At 37.9% G+C, this 17,134-nt stretch carries 15 protein-coding genes; 14 read left to right on the top strand and 1 reads right to left on the bottom strand.

The genetic code is table 11. From position 1 onward, the window contains the following. Positions 1 to 576: 576 nt before the first annotated feature. From IGJ28_RS00915 to IGJ28_RS00850, 14 genes are all read left to right on the top strand, one after another. Positions 577 to 1,932, top strand: coding sequence for a PTS sugar transporter subunit IIC (locus tag IGJ28_RS00915; RefSeq protein ID WP_431408337.1), 1,356 nt, complete (start codon positions 577 to 579; stop codon positions 1,930 to 1,932). 261 nt (positions 1,933 to 2,193) lie between these two features. Next, the gene (locus IGJ28_RS00910; protein WP_170081053.1) at positions 2,194 to 3,657 is read left to right on the top strand and encodes an arylsulfatase; all 1,464 of its coding nucleotides are present in this window, start codon (positions 2,194 to 2,196) and stop codon (positions 3,655 to 3,657) included. A gap of 377 nt (positions 3,658 to 4,034) precedes the next feature. After that, on the top strand, positions 4,035 to 5,330 hold the full coding sequence (locus IGJ28_RS00905; RefSeq protein ID WP_170081052.1) for an ISLre2 family transposase: 1,296 nt from the start codon (positions 4,035 to 4,037) through the stop codon (positions 5,328 to 5,330). A gap of 489 nt (positions 5,331 to 5,819) precedes the next feature. Then, positions 5,820 to 7,328, top strand: coding sequence for a degradosome RNA helicase CshA (cshA, locus tag IGJ28_RS00900; protein WP_003128560.1), 1,509 nt, complete (start codon positions 5,820 to 5,822; stop codon positions 7,326 to 7,328). 352 nt (positions 7,329 to 7,680) lie between these two features. Further along, complete coding sequence (acpS, locus tag IGJ28_RS00895) at positions 7,681 to 8,037, top strand: holo-ACP synthase (RefSeq protein WP_003128562.1); 357 nt, start codon at positions 7,681 to 7,683, stop codon at positions 8,035 to 8,037. Between the two features lie 53 nt (positions 8,038 to 8,090). Further along, a complete protein-coding gene (alr, locus tag IGJ28_RS00890) occupies positions 8,091 to 9,212 on the top strand; it encodes an alanine racemase (RefSeq protein WP_081131397.1) in 1,122 nt (373 codons plus the stop codon). Between the two features lie 9 nt (positions 9,213 to 9,221). Further along, on the top strand, positions 9,222 to 9,593 hold the full coding sequence (locus IGJ28_RS00885; protein ID WP_003128565.1) for a type II toxin-antitoxin system PemK/MazF family toxin: 372 nt from the start codon (positions 9,222 to 9,224) through the stop codon (positions 9,591 to 9,593). Next, a complete protein-coding gene (locus IGJ28_RS00880; RefSeq protein ID WP_260281646.1) occupies positions 9,593 to 9,889 on the top strand; it encodes a hypothetical protein in 297 nt (98 codons plus the stop codon). Before IGJ28_RS00885 ends, IGJ28_RS00880 begins: the two co-directional genes overlap by 1 nt. A 262-nt stretch (positions 9,890 to 10,151) precedes the next feature. Further along, on the top strand, positions 10,152 to 11,216 hold the full coding sequence (gene rlmN, locus IGJ28_RS00875; protein WP_367178295.1) for a 23S rRNA (adenine(2503)-C(2))-methyltransferase RlmN: 1,065 nt from the start codon (positions 10,152 to 10,154) through the stop codon (positions 11,214 to 11,216). A gap of 339 nt (positions 11,217 to 11,555) precedes the next feature. Beyond that, positions 11,556 to 12,239: a DUF969 domain-containing protein gene (locus tag IGJ28_RS00870; protein ID WP_103300327.1), complete on the top strand. Its 684-nt coding sequence runs from the start codon at positions 11,556 to 11,558 to the stop codon at positions 12,237 to 12,239. Then, the gene (locus IGJ28_RS00865; protein WP_003128573.1) at positions 12,240 to 13,160 is read left to right on the top strand and encodes a DUF979 domain-containing protein; all 921 of its coding nucleotides are present in this window, start codon (positions 12,240 to 12,242) and stop codon (positions 13,158 to 13,160) included. It abuts the gene before it with no gap. A gap of 30 nt (positions 13,161 to 13,190) precedes the next feature. Then, positions 13,191 to 13,838 (top strand): pyroglutamyl-peptidase I, encoded by a 648-nt coding sequence (gene pcp, locus IGJ28_RS00860; protein WP_081131449.1) that lies wholly within the window; start codon positions 13,191 to 13,193, stop codon positions 13,836 to 13,838. Between the two features lie 237 nt (positions 13,839 to 14,075). Continuing rightward, positions 14,076 to 14,399: a hypothetical protein gene (locus IGJ28_RS00855; protein ID WP_021149088.1), complete on the top strand. Its 324-nt coding sequence runs from the start codon at positions 14,076 to 14,078 to the stop codon at positions 14,397 to 14,399. Between the two features lie 482 nt (positions 14,400 to 14,881). Then, the gene (locus IGJ28_RS00850) at positions 14,882 to 16,543 is read left to right on the top strand and encodes a peptide ABC transporter substrate-binding protein (protein WP_003128576.1); all 1,662 of its coding nucleotides are present in this window, start codon (positions 14,882 to 14,884) and stop codon (positions 16,541 to 16,543) included. A 232-nt stretch (positions 16,544 to 16,775) separates the two neighbouring features. Here IGJ28_RS00850 and IGJ28_RS00845 read toward each other — a convergent pair whose 3' ends face one another. Next, entirely contained in the window at positions 16,776 to 17,111 is a 336-nt protein-coding gene (locus IGJ28_RS00845; protein ID WP_003128577.1) for a DUF3899 domain-containing protein, read from the bottom strand. Positions 17,112 to 17,134: the final 23 nt, after the last annotated feature.

Raw genomic sequence — 17,134 nt, 5'->3', positions numbered from 1 at the left:
TAAATTAACAAGGACAGTATTTCACAGTTTGGAAAATAAGAATTCATCATTGTAACTAATCTTTTTGTAGTTTCTTTAATTGTATTTTTGTAATCAATTAGTAGCTTGACAGTGATTCTAATTCTATTATTAGTTATTATTTTTGGGGAGCTATGGTTAAATTTAGGATATTATAGTTTATATTGCTAGCTGTAAGTTGCTTTAACAAAGTTGTTTAAAACAAAAATTCAGAGCTCTTATCATTTTGGATATTTCACCAAATTAGTGTCTAAAGGGTCTGTTTATCTGTATAATATTTTACTTCTAATAAGAATTTTTTGTCATATGAAATATCCGTTTTTGTTGAAGGATATAATTATGAATAGAGGGGTTGGGAGAGGAGATTTATATCTGCATTGGGAAATGAAAATTGTAATAGAAATTTATTTATTATGATATCCAAAATCTTTCCTTATAGAACTAATTATGAAGAAAATGACATGTTTTAAATACAAATTATCATGTTCAAATGGTCAAAAAAATCTATACTATAATTAGATAGCGCTTTCTAATTATTTTTTGAAGGAGTCAATCATAATGAGTGAGAAAATAATGAATACAATCCAGAATAAAGTTTTACCTATAGCTACTAAGATTGGGAATCAACGATTTTTAGTAGCGTTAAGAGATTCATTTATGGGTACGATGCCTGTAATAATGACAGGTTCGGTTGCAATATTATTAAATGCTTTTTTAGTAGATTTTCCTATGCAATTTGGCTATGAGAAGATTACTGATTATTTTCAATGGTTAGTAGATATAAATAATTTGATATCAAAAGGAAGCATTTCTATTGTTTCCTTACTGTTTATTTATTGTTTAGGAGTAAATATTGCTAAAATATATAAAACAGATACTTTGTCTTCAGGACTAGTCGCACTGTCTTCATTTATTATTTCTATAAGTAATTCTATGACTTCAACTTACAATTTATCGAATAATAATAATATTGACTTAACAACGCTATTTACTGATGTTGAGGGAATAAAAGTTACAGGTAACAGTTTAAATGTGACTATATCAGGATTGTTGCCTGGTACACAAATTAATTCAAATGGTTATTTTACCGCAATAATCATAGGTTTTTTATCTTCAATTATTTTTTGTAAACTCATGAATAAAAATTGGACAATTAAATTACCTGATACAGTTCCTCCAGCTATCGCTAAACCATTTTTATCAATTATTCCAGCTTTAGTTTCTCTTTATATAATTGCTATTTTGACATTTTTGTTAAATAGAATAACAGGAAAAATTTTAACAGATGTAATTTACGAAATATTACAACGCCCTATGTTAGGACTTTCCCAAAGTTTTTTTGTTGTTATATTAGTTGCTTTCTTAGTTCAATTTTTCTGGTTTTTCGGTATTCATGGTGGAAATGTTATGGCACCTATTATGGAAGGTGTATTTGGAGTGGCTCTATTAGCTAATTTAGAAGCTTATCAAAACAATGAAACTATTCCTTATGTTTGGACAAGTGTATCATACGGATCGTTTGTCTGGTATGCAACTTTAGGTTTATTAATTGCGATTTTTTGGGTATCAAAAAATGGTCATTATAGAGAAGTGGCTAAATTGGGAATAGTTCCATGCCTTTTTAATATAGGAGAACCGGTGATGTACGGATTACCTACTGTATTAAATCCTATTTTATTTATACCTAAAATTTTGTGTCCTGTAATTATGGCTGGGCTTGCATATTTAGCAACAGATTTAGGATTAGTATCTCCAGTAACACAAAATGTAACTTGGGTGATGCCACCGATTTTATATGGATTCTTTTCGACAGGATTTGATTGGAGATCAATTATTTTATCAATAATCAATTTAATTTTAGCTACCTTGATTTATTTACCATTTGTAAAGATGGCTAATAATGAAACTGTTTGATAAGTAAAAAGAAGATATAGTTATTTACAGTATTTAGAAATTTAATGAATAACATTTTATATTGACAAAAAATTTAGAGATTTTTGATATCAAGGTTTATTTTAGTATAAAGTGTTCTTAAGTAATCAATCATCCGCTATAAAGAATTGTTATTCCATTTAAATTTTTGCTCATCACAAAAAAATATCCTTTCAAAAGGAAATTTTAATTTCTTAAATCAAGAGAGGTTGTTTGATTATTTTAATGATTGGAGTTTTTAATATGAAAAAGGATCAACCCAATGTTGTTTTAATTGTAGTAGATCAGATGAGGGCAGATGCGTTATCTTTGAATAGTCAAGATAAATTCATTAGTACGCCTACATTAGATATGATGGCTAGTCAAGGATATAATTTTGAGAATTGTTATTCGCCTGTTCCAAGTTGTGTTCCAGCAAGAGCAGCATTACTGACAGGATTAGATCAAGAAACTTCGGGAAGGGTAGGTTATGAAGATGAGGTTCCATGGTATTTTAAAAATACACTTCCAGAAGTTTTTAAAGAACAGGGATATCAAACTGAGTGTATTGGGAAAATGCATGTGTATCCTTCAAGAAAACGGTTGGGATTTGATCATGTACTATTGCATGATGGGTATCTTCATGTTGATCGAAAATATGATAAACGATATGGAGAGCAGTTTGAATACTCTAGTGATTACTTAATGTTTCTAAAAGAATCATTGGGCTCAGATGCAGATTTGATTGATGATGGGTTAAATTGCAATTCGTGGGAAGCACGACCATGGATGTATCCTGAAAAATTTCATCCAACAAATTGGGTGGTTTCAGAAGGAATAAACTTTTTAAGACGGAAAGATCCTACAGTACCATTTTTCTTAAAATTATCATTTGAGAAACCTCATGCTCCATTGAATCCACCAAAATATTATTTTGATATGTATATGGATAGATTGCCAGACACTATAGATTTGTATATTGGTAATTGGGAGGAATTGGAACTGGAACATAATGTTCCAGATATTTGTGCCTTAAGAGGAAAATTAAAAAAGGACGATCAAAGAAGAATGTTGGCTGGATATTATGGACTTATTTCTCACATAGATCATCAAATTAATCGATTTTTAATGGCTTTAAAAGAATTTAGACATGACAAAGATACAATCATTTGGTTTATTTCAGATCATGGAGATCAATTAGGAGAACATTTTTTATTTAGAAAGGGGTATCCTTATCAAGGAAGTATCCGTATCCCATCATTTATTTATGATCCAGGAAATATTATTTCGGCTAAAAATCATACCATCAAAGAACTTGTAAAAATACAAGATATATTTCCTTCACTAGTTGATTTAGCATTAGAACAATGTGTTGATACAGATGGGAAAAGTGTTAAACAATTACTTTATGGACATTATGAGGGGTGGCGGCAAGAAATTCATGGGGAGCATAGTTTAGGTATTGATTCTAGTCAGTATATATTAACGGAGAAATGGAAATTTATATGGTTTCCCGTAAAAAATACGTATCAATTATTTGATATGATAAATGATCCAAATGAGATGAAAAACCTATTTTATGATAAAAAATACGAATCGATCATTTCTGAAATGAAACATAAATTAGTAGGATATTTAAAAGATAGAGAAGAAGGATTTGTTAAAGATGGACAGTTAATTCAAGTAGGTATTGAAAATATTGTTTCAACTTTAAATAGTAAGAAATAAATTAAAACTGAAGATTTTATAAAGAATCAAAATATATTCAGATATAAACAAAACTGGCTTTTTGTCAGTAGGGACTGACAATTTGTGCAAAATCAAAGCTGAGTTAGGATGAACCTCATTCTAGCTCAGCTTTTTTATGAGTTTAGTCAGTTTCGTTCGCGTAGCGTACGAAACAAAAAAAACGCACGTTTTTATGTGTGGACGAAATTGGATGAATTTTGATTGGAAAAGTAGTCAATATTAAACCATTTCTCCTTTTTTAATGAGTCTTTAAAAAAAACTTTTCGGATGATTGAGCAGAACAAAAAAAGATTTGGTAAAAAAATACAGGATTTCTATACTAGAAGAAAAAAGAAAGACAGTAAAGGAATTTGCCTATGTTTAACGAATTAGATTTTGAACGAGAATACCAGGAAAAAGCGATTGAACGGTTTCTAGAAAAGCTCCATGCGATTGAACGAAAAGTAGGGATGGAAGTTCAAGCACAAGGATGGAAATATGTGAAAACAGCTCAGCGGACAGTGATTTTCACCTTTGGTGAAATTACTTTTTCTCGAAAATGTTATCGATGGAATCATGAGTATCGATATCCAGTAGATGAAGTATTAGGGTTACCCAAATATACTCGTTTTTCGATGGAATTATTGTTGCAAGTGGCAGAACTAGCGACAAAAATGCCTTATCGTGAAGTTGTAAGAACGTTTCACCTTTTGAAAGGTATTTATATCACAAAGGATACGGTTAGCAAGGCTGTACAGCTTGCAGGACAGTATTATCAAGAACGAGAAGTCTATCGTTATTATGAGGAAAACCAAATGAACCAACGTCAAAAAGTGCCGGTCTTATACATTGAAGGAGACGGGATTCGAATTAAAACGAATCGTCAAGGGGAACAGACCGCTGAGTTGGCTCATTTTGTAATCCATCGAGGTTGTGAGGAAGAATATCGCAATCGAAAACAATTAATAGATAAACATGAGATTGTATCAATGAGTAATAAAAAAGCACGGGAAGAAGTTGTGGATTATATCTATAATCACTATGAATTAGGGGAGAAAACGATGGTGATTACAAATTCTGATATGGGAAAAGGATATACTCCGTATGTTTTTAAAGAACTTGTTGGTGGATTTTCTGGCAAGCATCTTCATTTTTGGGATCGCTATCATTTGAATGAACGAATTAAGGACTTTTTTAAGAGCTATCCTCCGACACTGCAAGAACGTTTCTTTCAGGCAATCGCTACACATAATAAGCAAGAAGCTCGTTTGGTGTTAGAGACGATCGAATCAATCGTTGAGACGGAGGAAGAAATGATTCGATTTGAACAATTTAGCAAGAAATTTTTGCGTGATTTTGTGTATACCCAATCACCTAAAACCTATGGTTTTTCTAGTGATGGAATTGGGATTATGGAGTCACAGCAATCAAAGATTGCCAATCGTATGAAGAAAAAAGGGATGTATTGGTCTGCATTAGGGGGTGAGACAATGGGAAGGATGATTGTAGATGTGAAGGAAGATCAGTTAAGAGAACTCTTTTTTGGTAAGTGGCGGGAAGAGTACGCCCAATTTGAATTACTGGATCAGCCAAGGGTACAATTAAAAAAGGGACGAGAAGAAAAAGATTTAACTCGTATTCGGGTGGATCAAATTCGAAAAATAATAAAATAAAAAGAATTTAGAACTTATATGCAAAAAAATCAAACAAAACTATTGCAATTTTCTAAAAAAGAGGTACACTCGTAATAACAATAGGTTATAAAACTATTTAGTTTTATTTTTTGCACAATAAAATGAAAACGAATTTCTTCAAAATCCTCTAAAAAACTTCTAAAATTCTTATCAGATTAGCACCTAACTAAAATTCAGACACATACAAGTAAGCGTGAAATCTTGCTGAAATTTTCATTCTGTGCTATACTTATTTAATGCCGAAAGATGAAGCACAGAATGATTACTGTAAATAAACATTGACGTTTTGAGATAAAATGATGGCTGAGACAGAAAGATTTGTTTTAGCCTTTTATAATGCCTTCGTGAAGCGGTTTTTCGGTAACAAGAGAAAGATAAGAGATGGGACTGCTCTTGTGTTTCTGAAGAAAGTACGCTTCGATTAAAGAAAACAGGCATCATGATGATGACCAAATTAGGAGGATCCATTTGAAATTTAAAGATCTAGAATTATCAAACGAATTATTGACTTCTGTTGAGCGTGCCGGCTTTGAAGAAGCAACACCAATCCAAGAAGCAACAATTCCCCTTGCGTTGCAAGGAAGAGATGTCATCGGTCAAGCACAGACCGGTACCGGAAAAACAGCAGCATTCGGCTTGCCAATGTTGGAAAAAATCGACCCAGCAAATCACCAACTACAAGGATTAGTGATTGCACCTACTCGGGAATTAGCGATCCAAACCCAAGAAGAACTATATCGTTTAGGAAAAGACAAAAAAATCCGGGTTCAAGCGGTTTACGGTGGTGCGGATATAGGTCGTCAAATCCGTCAACTAAAAGATCGTCCCCATATCGTTGTCGGTACACCAGGACGTATGTTAGACCATATCAACCGCCACACATTGAAACTTGGTACAGTGGAAACACTTGTTTTGGATGAAGCAGACGAAATGTTGAACATGGGCTTCTTGGAAGATATCGAGAAGATCATCAGCCAAGTACCTGAAGAACGTCAAACCTTACTATTTTCAGCAACAATGCCTCCTGCAATCAAGAGCATTGGTGTAAAATTCATGAAAAACCCTGAACATGTTCAAATCAAGGCGAAAGAAATGACGGCTGATTTGATCGATCAATATTATGTTCGTTCAAAAGACTATGAAAAATTCGATATTATGACTCGTTTGTTGGATGTACAAACACCTGAGTTGACGATCGTTTTTGGTCGGACAAAACGTCGTGTCGATGAATTGGCACGAGGACTAGAAGCTCGAGGCTACAAAGCGGAAGGGATCCATGGAGACTTGTCTCAACAAAAACGAATGAGCGTATTACGATCATTCAAGAGCGGTCATTTAGATATTTTGGTTGCTACAGACGTTGCAGCTCGAGGATTAGATATTTCTGGTGTGACTCACGTCTACAACTATGATATTCCTCAAGATCCAGAGAGTTATGTTCACCGTATCGGACGGACGGGCCGTGCAGGTAAAGGCGGAATCTCCGTAACTTTCGTTACACCAAACGAAATGAGTTATTTGCATGTTATTGAAAATCTAACTAAAAAACGGATGTCACCAATGCGTCCACCAACCGAAAAAGAAGCTTTTAAGGGGCAATTAGGTGCAGCAATTGAACAAGTAGAAGTGAAAATGGATGAAAACGGGTTGGATAAATACCTCCAAGCTGCAGATGATTTATTGGAACGCTACTCAGCACAAGACTTGGCTGCTTTGCTTCTTAAAACAATCGCGAAAGATCCATCTGATCTTGTCCCTGTGAAGATCACACCAGAAAGACCATTACCGCAAGGAAAGAAATCTTTCAATAAAAATGGTCGTCGCAGCAACAACAGCAACAACCGTAACCGTAAAGACAACGGCGGCAACCGCAGCGGCAAAGCTCGAGGAAATTACAGCAAAGACGGCGCTCGCAAAAATAACCGTCGCAGCAATGACAAAAAACGCGGCTTCGTTATCCGCAACAATCAAGACTAGTCCTTAGAGGTCGCTTTCAGCACCTTTTTCGACACAAAATTATCTGAACTTTTTTCGATCAACCTGCCAATGTGTGCCACTGACCAAGAGGCCACTTGGCGTGATCGATCATTGTTCGGATATTTTTTTGCCCTTTTTGAGAAAAGACGGTATAGTCAAGGAAAACTGGAGAACGAGCCTCTCAAAAATTTCTTAACCATCCATTAAACCCTTTAGTTTTGAGTGGTAATTCCCTTTTTTTTTGGTAGAATGAAACTAAAATAAATGCAGCTGATGTATTTAATAGATAGATATAAAATCGTAATGAACAGTCATGGAATAAAGGTTCTTGCTGAACAGAAAAGGATAGAAAATGATCAAAGGTATCGGGATCGATGCAGTAGAATTAGCCCGCATCAAAGAATTGATTGAAAACAAACCGCAATTTATTCAGCGTATTTTAACTGAGAAGGAATCTGAACTGTTTTTCAAGCTGCCAAAAAAAAGGCAGATTGAATTTCTTGGGGGACGGTATGCTTGTAAAGAAGCTTTTTCGAAAGCTTGGGGAACAGGAATTGGGAAATTGTCTTTTCAAGATATCGAAGTTCTGACCAACGAGGCTGGAGCGCCCGTTGTTACAAAGGCACCTCACCCTCTACATCAGACGTTTGTCAGTATCACTCATACCAATGAGACTGCCTTTGCGCAAATCTTGTTGGAGAATGAATAATGCCAGAGATAGCGATTCGTTAAGGGAATCACTAGAGAAAGAAGGAAAGTGGAATGGTCGTTTCAATCCATAGACCAACGAAAGCCATTATAAATTTAGAGGCAATCAAAGAAAATGTTGAAAATGAAGTGGCGCGTTTGCCAAAGGCAACGGATTTATTTGCTGTGGTCAAAGCAAATGGCTACGGACATGGGGCTATTGAGACAGCAACAGCAGCTCTAGAAGGGGGCGCTTCCGGTTTTTGTGTTGCGACAGTCGATGAAGGTATCGAGTTGCGGGAAGCTGGATTCAGTGAACCAATATTGGTGTTGGGGATCGTTTCTGTGGCAGATATCGGTTTGCTGAGCTACTACAATCTTTCATTTCCAGTAAGCACGAACGAGTGGTTGCAAGAAGCGGCTGCTTTCTTGCAAAAAAATCCTGTCACCAATCCGCTGAAGGTCCATTTGAAAGTTGATACAGGAATGGGGCGAATTGGCTTTATTTCTAATGAAGAGTTACTCTCGGCTGTCAAATGGCTCCAAGAGCAGTCTTTGTTCACATGGGAAGGGATTTTCACCCATTTTGCGACAGCCGATCAAGCAGATGATACGTATTGGCAAGAACAAAATCAACGGTTTCAAACCGCATTGGCATGTCTGCCTGAATTGCCAAGGTATGTCCATGCCGGCAATAGTGCTACTGCTTTGTGGCATGCAGAAGCCGTAGGGAACATGGTTCGCTATGGCATTGCGATGTATGGATTGAATCCTTCAGGAACGGCATTGCCAGAAACATATCCATTGAAACCAGCCTTGTCTCTTGTTTCTGAATTGGTCCAAGTGAAATTACTTGAAAAAGGAGCCGGAATTGGCTATGGTGAAACATATATCACGCCGCAAGCAGAATGGATCGGTACGGTACCGATTGGTTATGCGGACGGCTGGTTGCGAAAAATGCAAGGATTTTCTTTATTGGTAGCTGGTGAGTATTGTGAAATCGTTGGTCGTGTATGTATGGATCAGCTGATGATCCGTTTACCCCGGTCATTTCCTGCGGGAACAAAAGTCACATTGATCGGCGAAGATAACGGACAGTGCATCACTATGCAAAAAGTAGCGGAACAATTAGAGACGATTCATTATGAAGTGGCATGCACGCTTTCTGCAAGGGTGCCGCGAGAATATAAAAGTTAGGGTGGTCCTATGGTAAAAAGGGGAGACATTTATTTTGCCGATCTGTCACCGGTCGTTGGATCGGAGCAAGGAGGGATTCGGCCAGTATTAGTGATTCAAAATGATTTAGGCAATCATTTTAGTCCAACGGTGATCATTGCCGCGATCACGGCTAAAATGGCTAAGCCAAAACTGCCGACCCATATTGGGATCTCAGCGACTTGTACAGGGATCGGTAAAGATTCAGTGATCTTGATGGAGCAGATTCGGACAATCGACAAAAGTCGACTAAAGGAGAAGGTTTGTCATCTAGATGAATCAATCATGTGTGAAGTCGATGCGGCATTAATGATCAGTGTGGGAGTCGAGACGGCTTATTCCACGTCGTCGATTCATTCATGATGCTAGGATATTTGTTATTAGCGGCAACACTGATACTATTTTTATTTTATACTTATCAACACTTGCGGCGCTTTTTACGGGAAACTAAAAAGAAACAAGAAGACGTTGAAAAAGGGTATTATTTATTGAGCCATACATATGAAGATCAGGAAAAAGCAAGTTACTATGGTGTCTTTCAGCAAGGAGAAAAGACATTGACATTGGAGATGCCATTGCAGCTTTACCTGCACACAAGCCCACCGCAACGTGGCGAATTAGTCGCGAAAGATGGCAAAGTCATTGAATTCAATACGTGAATACAAAAAAACTTTCCATCACTATATGTGATACGTGAGGAAAGTTTTTTGCATTAGCAGGGAAAATTTTAGCAGAAACGATAAATTAGGAAAAAGAGCCCAGTGTCTAGAACAAGATCGTTCAGTCTTTTATCTTTTTTTATATTCTGAGATCAGAGTGTTGCATTCGTAGTTCTGCTTTCAACAAGCCTCGGAGATGAGTTGCTTTATACGCAAAATTCAGTTATAGTATGTAGCGACTATTTTGAAAAGAGGAAGCAATGTGAAACCTTCAATTTATGGATTAACCAAAGAGTCCTTATCTTTGTGGATGACTGAGCAAGAAGAAAAGAAATTCCGCACGCATCAAGTGTGGGAATGGTTATATGAGAAACGAGTAGCGACATTTGAAGAAATGACCAATTTGCCTAAATCATTGGTAACTAAGTTAAATGAATCGTTTGTGATCAATCCTTTGAAACAAATCGTCTTGCAAGAAGCCAGCGACGGCACAGTCAAATATTTGTTCCAGTTACCCGATAATCATATGATTGAGACCGTCTTAATGCGTCAGGAATATGGTATGTCAGTCTGTGTGACGACACAAGTCGGCTGTAATATCGGCTGTACATTTTGTGCGAGCGGTCTGCTAAAAAAACAACGAGACCTAACTGCTGGAGAAATTGTCGCTCAGATCATGCTGGTGCAACATTATTTCGATGAATTAAATGCTGGAGAACGTGTCTCCCATGTGGTGGTGATGGGAATCGGCGAGCCTTTTGACAATTACGAGAATGTCATGCAGTTTCTGCAGATTATCAATGATCCGAAAGGACTAGCGATTGGTGCGCGCCATATCACTGTTTCAACCAGTGGTTTAGCTCATAAAATCAAAGAGTTTGCTGAAAATGGCTTACAAGTGAACCTTGCGATTTCACTCCATGCTCCAAATAATGAAGTACGAACTTCGATGATGCGGATCAACCGCAGTTTCCCGATTGAAAAACTAATGGAAGCTATTGACTACTATTTGGAAAAAAACAATCGGCGAATCACGTTTGAATACATCATGCTGGATCATGTCAATGATCGACCAGAGCATGCGCGGCAATTGGTCGAATTGCTCAAGAATAAACGCAAGCTTTCTTATGTGAACTTGATTCCTTACAACCCTGTCAGTGAACATGATCAGTATGCTCGCAGTAAGAAAGAAGATGTTTTAGCATTTTATGACATCTTGAAGAAAAATGGTATCAACTGTGTGATTCGTAAAGAACATGGGACGGATATCGATGCAGCTTGCGGTCAGTTGCGTAGCAAACAGATGAAAAAGCAAGTCACTGCCTAGAATCAAATCAAGTCTGACCATGAAGGCGGGAAAGTCGCTCATTGAACAGACTTTTATCAAAAAACGGTACAGAAGACCGTTTTTTCAAAATCAGAAAAGTAGGTGAACGGCACTCTTTGTTGACAGACCGCTGAAAAAGGCCAGATCTGAGACAAAGACGGGTGCGGTTCCTGCTTTTGCTGATTTTTTTATTTCAGAAAAAAATTGTTTTGGATAACAACAAAGGAAAGCGGTTTCTCTGGTTTTTTTCAAAATTCCGATACTCATGGCTTGAAAAATCGTCTATACTATAAGAATTGATAGAAATAAAAATAACACACATGATGAAAGGATGATTCCATGGAATGGATCAAATTGATTGGTATTTTGGTAATTCTTGTCGGCTTTTTGCTGAAACTCGACACGATCGCCGTTGTTCTGATCGCAGGATTAGCAACCGCATTAGTTTCGGGGATAGATTTTACTGATTTCTTATCAATGTTAGGAAAGGCATTTGTAGACAATCGTCTCGTGACCTTATTCCTACTCACACTACCAATGGTAGGAATCTCAGAACGCTTTGGATTGAAACAACAGGCCGTTGTTTTGATTGAAAAAATCAAAGGATTGACCCCAGGCAAGTTTTTAAGTTTGTATTTGTTTATTCGAGAACTAGCAGGTTTCTTCTCGATTCGGATCCAAGGACACACGCAATTTATTCGTCCAATCGTTAACCCAATGGCGCAAGCCGCAGCGGAGAACAAGTATGGCGAACTAGAAGAAGCAGATCAGGAAAAAATCAAAGCTCGGGCGGCAGCTAATGAGAACTACGGGAACTTTTTTGCCCAAAATACGTTTGTGGCGGCTTCGGGTGTTTTATTGATCACTGGAACGTTAAAATCATTGGGTTATGACGTAGCCGCCAGTGCAATTGCACAGGCTTCAATCCCTATCGCGCTGATCGTTTTAGTCATTGCTACCCTTTCAAATCTGGCTTTCGATCGCAAATTGTCTAAAAAATATGGCGAAAAGGAGGAAAAGTAAATGGAAGCAATCATCAATAATATTTTAGAATTCTTTTATATTTTGATCGGTCTCTTGTCAATCATGACTGCTGTTCGAGTCTTTAAAGATGCGACCCATCCAACACGACTGGGTACAGCAACATTTTGGCTTTTACTTGGTATCGTTTTTGCTTTCGGAAACTTTATTCCTTACATCATTGATGGGATCATCATTATTTGTATGGGTGTATTGACGTTCTTCAAGCAAGTTCGAATTGGTAAAATCGTGGATGTCGATGAACAAAAAGCAGAACAAGCCGCCGAAAGAATCGGCAGTAAGATTTTTATCCCTTGTATCTCGCTAGCAGTCATCGCAGTTGCGATTTCCTACACACCTTTAGGCGGACAAGTTGGGATCGGGATCGCTTCTGTTTTGGCGTTGATTTTAGCAATGGTATTGACCTCTGCTAAACCAAAAACAGTGCTGGATGATTCCGATCGTATGTTCCAACAAGTCGGTACTGCTGGTATCTTGCCACAATTACTAGCGGCTCTAGGCGTGATTTTTAATGCTGCTGGTGTTGGAGAAGTGATCTCCCATGGTATTTCAGGTGTAGTACCCGAAGGCAATCGTTTGATTGGTGTGATTGCCTATTGTTTAGGCATGGTTTTATTTACAATGATCATGGGAAATGGCTTTGCGGCATTTACTGTCATTACTGCCGGAATCGGTGTCCCATTCGTAATCGCTCAAGGGGGAGATCCCGTTGTAGCAGGAGCACTGGCGATGACTGCCGGTTTTTGCGGAACATTGTTGACACCGATGGCAGCCAATTTCAATGCATTACCCGTCGCATTACTCGAGATGAAAAATTCGAATGCAGTAATCAAAACCCAAGCACCGATTGCCGTGCTGCTAATTGTGATCCATATCGGATTGATGTACTTTTGGGCATTTTAGTGGTAAAAAGGAATAGAAAGGATGATCAATATGAAATGTTTAGTCACAGGATTTGATCCATTTGGCGGAGAAGCAATCAACCCAGCGTTGGAAGCTGTTAAATTATTACCAGAAGAAATCAACGGAGCAAAGATAGTTAAATTAGAGATTCCTACTGTTTTCGGCAAATCAGCTGAAGTTGTACAAGCTAAAATTGAAGAGATCCAACCTGATGTTGTTTTGAATATTGGACAAGCAGGCGGACGTTTTGCTATTTCACCTGAGCGAGTGGCGATCAATGTCGATGATGCACGTATTCCAGACAACGAAGGCAATCAACCAGTAGATGAAGCCATCCAGCCTCAAGGCCAACCTGCTTATTTCAGTCAGTTGCCGATCAAAGCAATGGTAGCTGCGATGAAAGAAGCCGGGATTCCTGCTGTTGTTTCAAATACTGCCGGTACATTTGTCTGCAACCACATCATGTATCAAGTACAATACATGATCGATACAAAATACCCAACGCTTAAAGGGGGCTTCATTCATGTCCCATTCATTCCAGAGCAAGTTGTTGACAAGCCTGGTCAACCGGCTATGAGCTTACAAGATATTGCGAAAGGATTGGAAGCGGCAATCGGTGCGATTGTCGATTATCAAGGAAAAGAAGACATCAAAGCAATCGGGGGCGCCATTCATTAAGCGGCACGAACAGATTGTCAATTAAAACGAATTGATTTAACGATAGATAGATCAGACAACTAGGAATATAACTTGTAAGAGGATAGGTTGCTTGCGAGAATAGGCCGATGTTGTCTGGTCTTATTTATTTCAAGTAACGAGCAAGTATGAAGCGCGGAAAGTCATTTATTCGTCTTTTTATCGATTTATTGATAGAATTCATCTAGTGGAACACGCGAAATGCGAAGGGGGCAAATCATGATCATTACTGAATTTGATAGAGAGAATTATATTTTACGTGATCAGCTGATCGACTTAGCCGTTCTAATTTATCCGTCTACCTATCAAAAAGAGCAGCGGACAGCAGAAGAATTACTGCAGCCGAATAAAGTTGTCATTGCAGCTATTGAAGGTGAGCAATTGGTCGGCTTTGTGAGTGCCTTCCAAAAAAGCGACACTATCTGGCAGCAAGAGATCAGCTTAGTTGATCCCCGTCATCCAGATGAACAAATAGGTGAGCGTTTGACTGCCTTTTTGCGAGACGAAGTTGTTGCTGCTGGCGGAGAATCGCTAGTTTCTTAAGTCTTCTAGTTGAACATTGCTTGTCAAAACGGACACAGACAGTTATAGTGGCTAAGATGTTTCTTAAAACTAGTCAAGAGTTGGAACATAAGTTAAAACAAATGATATCCGAATGATCAAAAATGAAGGTCGCAAGAATCATCAAGATTAGCGACAAGACACGGCTGTAAAGTGAGTGTCTTTCATTGATTGTTCGGATATATGCTTGTTTTTTTAAACTTATGACACAACTCTTTTTGTTTTTTTTAAAAGAAAAAATGGTCTTTAAAATAAAAATGAGAAGAAGATGAAAGTAGCATATTTATTAGTTTTCTAGGAATATTTAGTAGAAATTCTTCAAAGTTATTGTCTTTTATCGTGTTTTTTAATGCTAAAAATTGCAAAAAAAGATTGCTTTTTTAATAATTATTAATTAAAATCTAATCTAACTTCAGAAAAGAGCGATTATTCTGAAAATTAAATCAATTAAGGAGTAGTTCAGGATGAAAAATAAATGGGCATATGGATTGGTTGCTGTGTGCGGCTTAGTTTTAGCAGGCTGTACCACAGGTGGTTCAAATAATTCAAGCAGCGGATCAGCTGCCAGCAGCGAAAGCAATGCGGAACAGGTATTCAATGTTGTGGTTCAACAAGAAATGCCAAGTGCCGATTTGTCCCTTGCGACAGATACAATCAGTTTCAGTGCGCTAAATAATGTATATGAGGGGTTGTACCGCTTAGACGCTGACAGCAAACCGCAGCCAGCTGGAGCAGCAGAAGAAGCAGAAGTCAGTGAAGATGGATTGACTTATAAGATCAAATTGCGTGATGACGCAAAATGGTCAAATGGCGAACCTGTAACAGCAGCTGATTATGTCTATGGTTGGCAACGAACAGTCAAGCCTGAGACGGCTTCAGAGTATGCCTACTTGTACGCACCAGTAAAAAATGCGGAAGCTATCACAGCCGGAGAGAAAGATCCGTCTGAATTAGGAATCAAAGCAGTTGGCGATCATGAGTTAGAGATCACATTAGAAAAGGCCACTCCTTACTTTGACTACTTGCTGGCATTCCCATCTTTCTTCCCACAAAGTCAAGCGGTTGTTGAAGAACACGGGGATCAATATGCGGCAACGAGCGACAATGCCGTTTATAATGGACCTTTTGTTCTTACCGGATTTGATGGACCAGGAACCGATACCGAATGGGCATACGAAAAGAATGATCAGTATTGGGATAAAGATACAGTGAAATTAGAAACCATCAATGTGAGTGTTGTTAAAGAATCAGCGACTGCATTGAACTTGTTCCAAGATGGTCAAGCTGATGATGTCATTCTTACAGGGGAACTTGCACAGCAAATGGCCAATGATGAAGCGTTTGTCTCTCAACCAGAAGCAACGACCTATTATTTTGAAGTCAATCAACGCGATGAAAAATCACCATTCCGCAATGAAAATTTACGTAAAGCAATTTCGTATGCCATTGATCGTGACGCTTTAGTGACATCGATTTTAGGGGACGGCTCAATTGCTTCGACAGGTCTAGTACCAGAAGGCATGACCTTTAGCCCATCCGACAATACTGATTTTACTAAATCAGCAGGCAGTGTTTTAGAATATGATGAGGCCAAAGCCAAAGAGCATTGGGAAAAAGCTAAAGAAGAATTGGGAATCGATTCTCTTGAATTTGATATCTTAGCCTCTGATACAGATTCTACGAAGAAAATCATTGAATATGTACAAGATACATTGCAAAAAACATTGGATGGTTTGACAGTAACGTTAAGCCCCGTACCATTCTCTGTTCGTTTGGATCGTTCCAACGCTGGAGACTTTGATATGTTGATGGGTGGTTGGGGAGCTGACTATGCAGATGCTAGCAGTTTTACAGACTTATTCACGACTGGCAACTCATATAACCGTGGTCAATGGAGCAATGAAGAGTATGATGCCTTGATTAAATCGGCAAGTACGACTAACGTCAATGACCCAGAAAAGCGTTGGGAAGATTTAGTCAATGCGGAAAAACTAATCATGAGTGAACAAGGAGTAATCCCAGTTTACCAAAAAGCAGAAGCTCATTTACGTGCACCAAATGTAAAAGGTGTCGTTGCTCATGCAGCAGGCGCACAATACGATTACAAGTGGACATCGATTGAATAACCACTTGAATGCCTAGCGGCTGGGACAGTAACTGGATACAAGATGACGATTATCGATGAATAGCTGGAATAACAGGCATAACAAAAATGGAGAAGCTGCTGCTTCTCCAAAATGCCAAGTGCTTCACTATTTGTCACGTATGGAAATCTTCTCTTGAATACAGTCTCAGCCGGCTTTTTTTTCTAAAGCAGAAAGGCAGTCGACAAAAGACACGAAACGATAGGTTACTAAATTAAAGAGTATTGATTAATAAAAAGAGCAAAGAAAGTAGCAGTAAAAAAATTCCTGGCCATAGCCAAAAGCCGTAGCTTTGTTTACCAACATCGGAGAGTTTAAGGTAATCGGTTTTATTCTTGGAAAAAGCTTTTTTCATTGAATATTGGAAATGATCAAAGAAGCCAGAGGCAAAGACCCAAAGAAAACCGCCGATGATCAAGAAGAATAAAGCCCAAAGAAATAGTGCATCCGAGATAGTTGACAGGGTCAATTCCTTTTTGAAAAACAACCAGCTAATGGAAATAAGGGTACATATGAGGGCGATCAGCCCACTACTTTTTTTTATCCGCATAAGTTGACTCCTTTTTAATGATT

Source organism: Enterococcus sp. AZ091 (genome assembly GCF_051714805.1).
In the GTDB taxonomy this organism is placed as follows: domain Bacteria; phylum Bacillota; class Bacilli; order Lactobacillales; family Enterococcaceae; genus Enterococcus_D; species Enterococcus_D gallinarum.
Note: the sequence above shows the minus strand (reverse complement) of the source record. Positions and strands in the feature narration are given on the sequence as shown.

Coding starts and splice junctions, on each gene's coding strand:
- IGJ28_RS00915 (WP_431408337.1), top strand. CDS start 577: ATGAGTGAGAAAATAATGAATACAATCCAGAATAAAGTTTTACCTATA.
- IGJ28_RS00910 (WP_170081053.1), top strand. CDS start 2,194: ATGAAAAAGGATCAACCCAATGTTGTTTTAATTGTAGTAGATCAGATG.
- IGJ28_RS00905 (WP_170081052.1), top strand. CDS start 4,035: ATGTTTAACGAATTAGATTTTGAACGAGAATACCAGGAAAAAGCGATT.
- acpS (WP_003128562.1), top strand. CDS start 7,681: ATGATCAAAGGTATCGGGATCGATGCAGTAGAATTAGCCCGCATCAAA.
- alr (WP_081131397.1), top strand. CDS start 8,091: ATGGTCGTTTCAATCCATAGACCAACGAAAGCCATTATAAATTTAGAG.
- IGJ28_RS00885 (WP_003128565.1), top strand. CDS start 9,222: ATGGTAAAAAGGGGAGACATTTATTTTGCCGATCTGTCACCGGTCGTT.
- IGJ28_RS00880 (WP_260281646.1), top strand. CDS start 9,593: ATGCTAGGATATTTGTTATTAGCGGCAACACTGATACTATTTTTATTT.
- IGJ28_RS00870 (WP_103300327.1), top strand. CDS start 11,556: ATGGAATGGATCAAATTGATTGGTATTTTGGTAATTCTTGTCGGCTTT.
- IGJ28_RS00865 (WP_003128573.1), top strand. CDS start 12,240: ATGGAAGCAATCATCAATAATATTTTAGAATTCTTTTATATTTTGATC.
- pcp (WP_081131449.1), top strand. CDS start 13,191: ATGAAATGTTTAGTCACAGGATTTGATCCATTTGGCGGAGAAGCAATC.
- IGJ28_RS00855 (WP_021149088.1), top strand. CDS start 14,076: ATGATCATTACTGAATTTGATAGAGAGAATTATATTTTACGTGATCAG.
- IGJ28_RS00850 (WP_003128576.1), top strand. CDS start 14,882: ATGAAAAATAAATGGGCATATGGATTGGTTGCTGTGTGCGGCTTAGTT.
- IGJ28_RS00845 (WP_003128577.1), bottom strand. CDS start 17,111: ATGCGGATAAAAAAAAGTAGTGGGCTGATCGCCCTCATATGTACCCTT.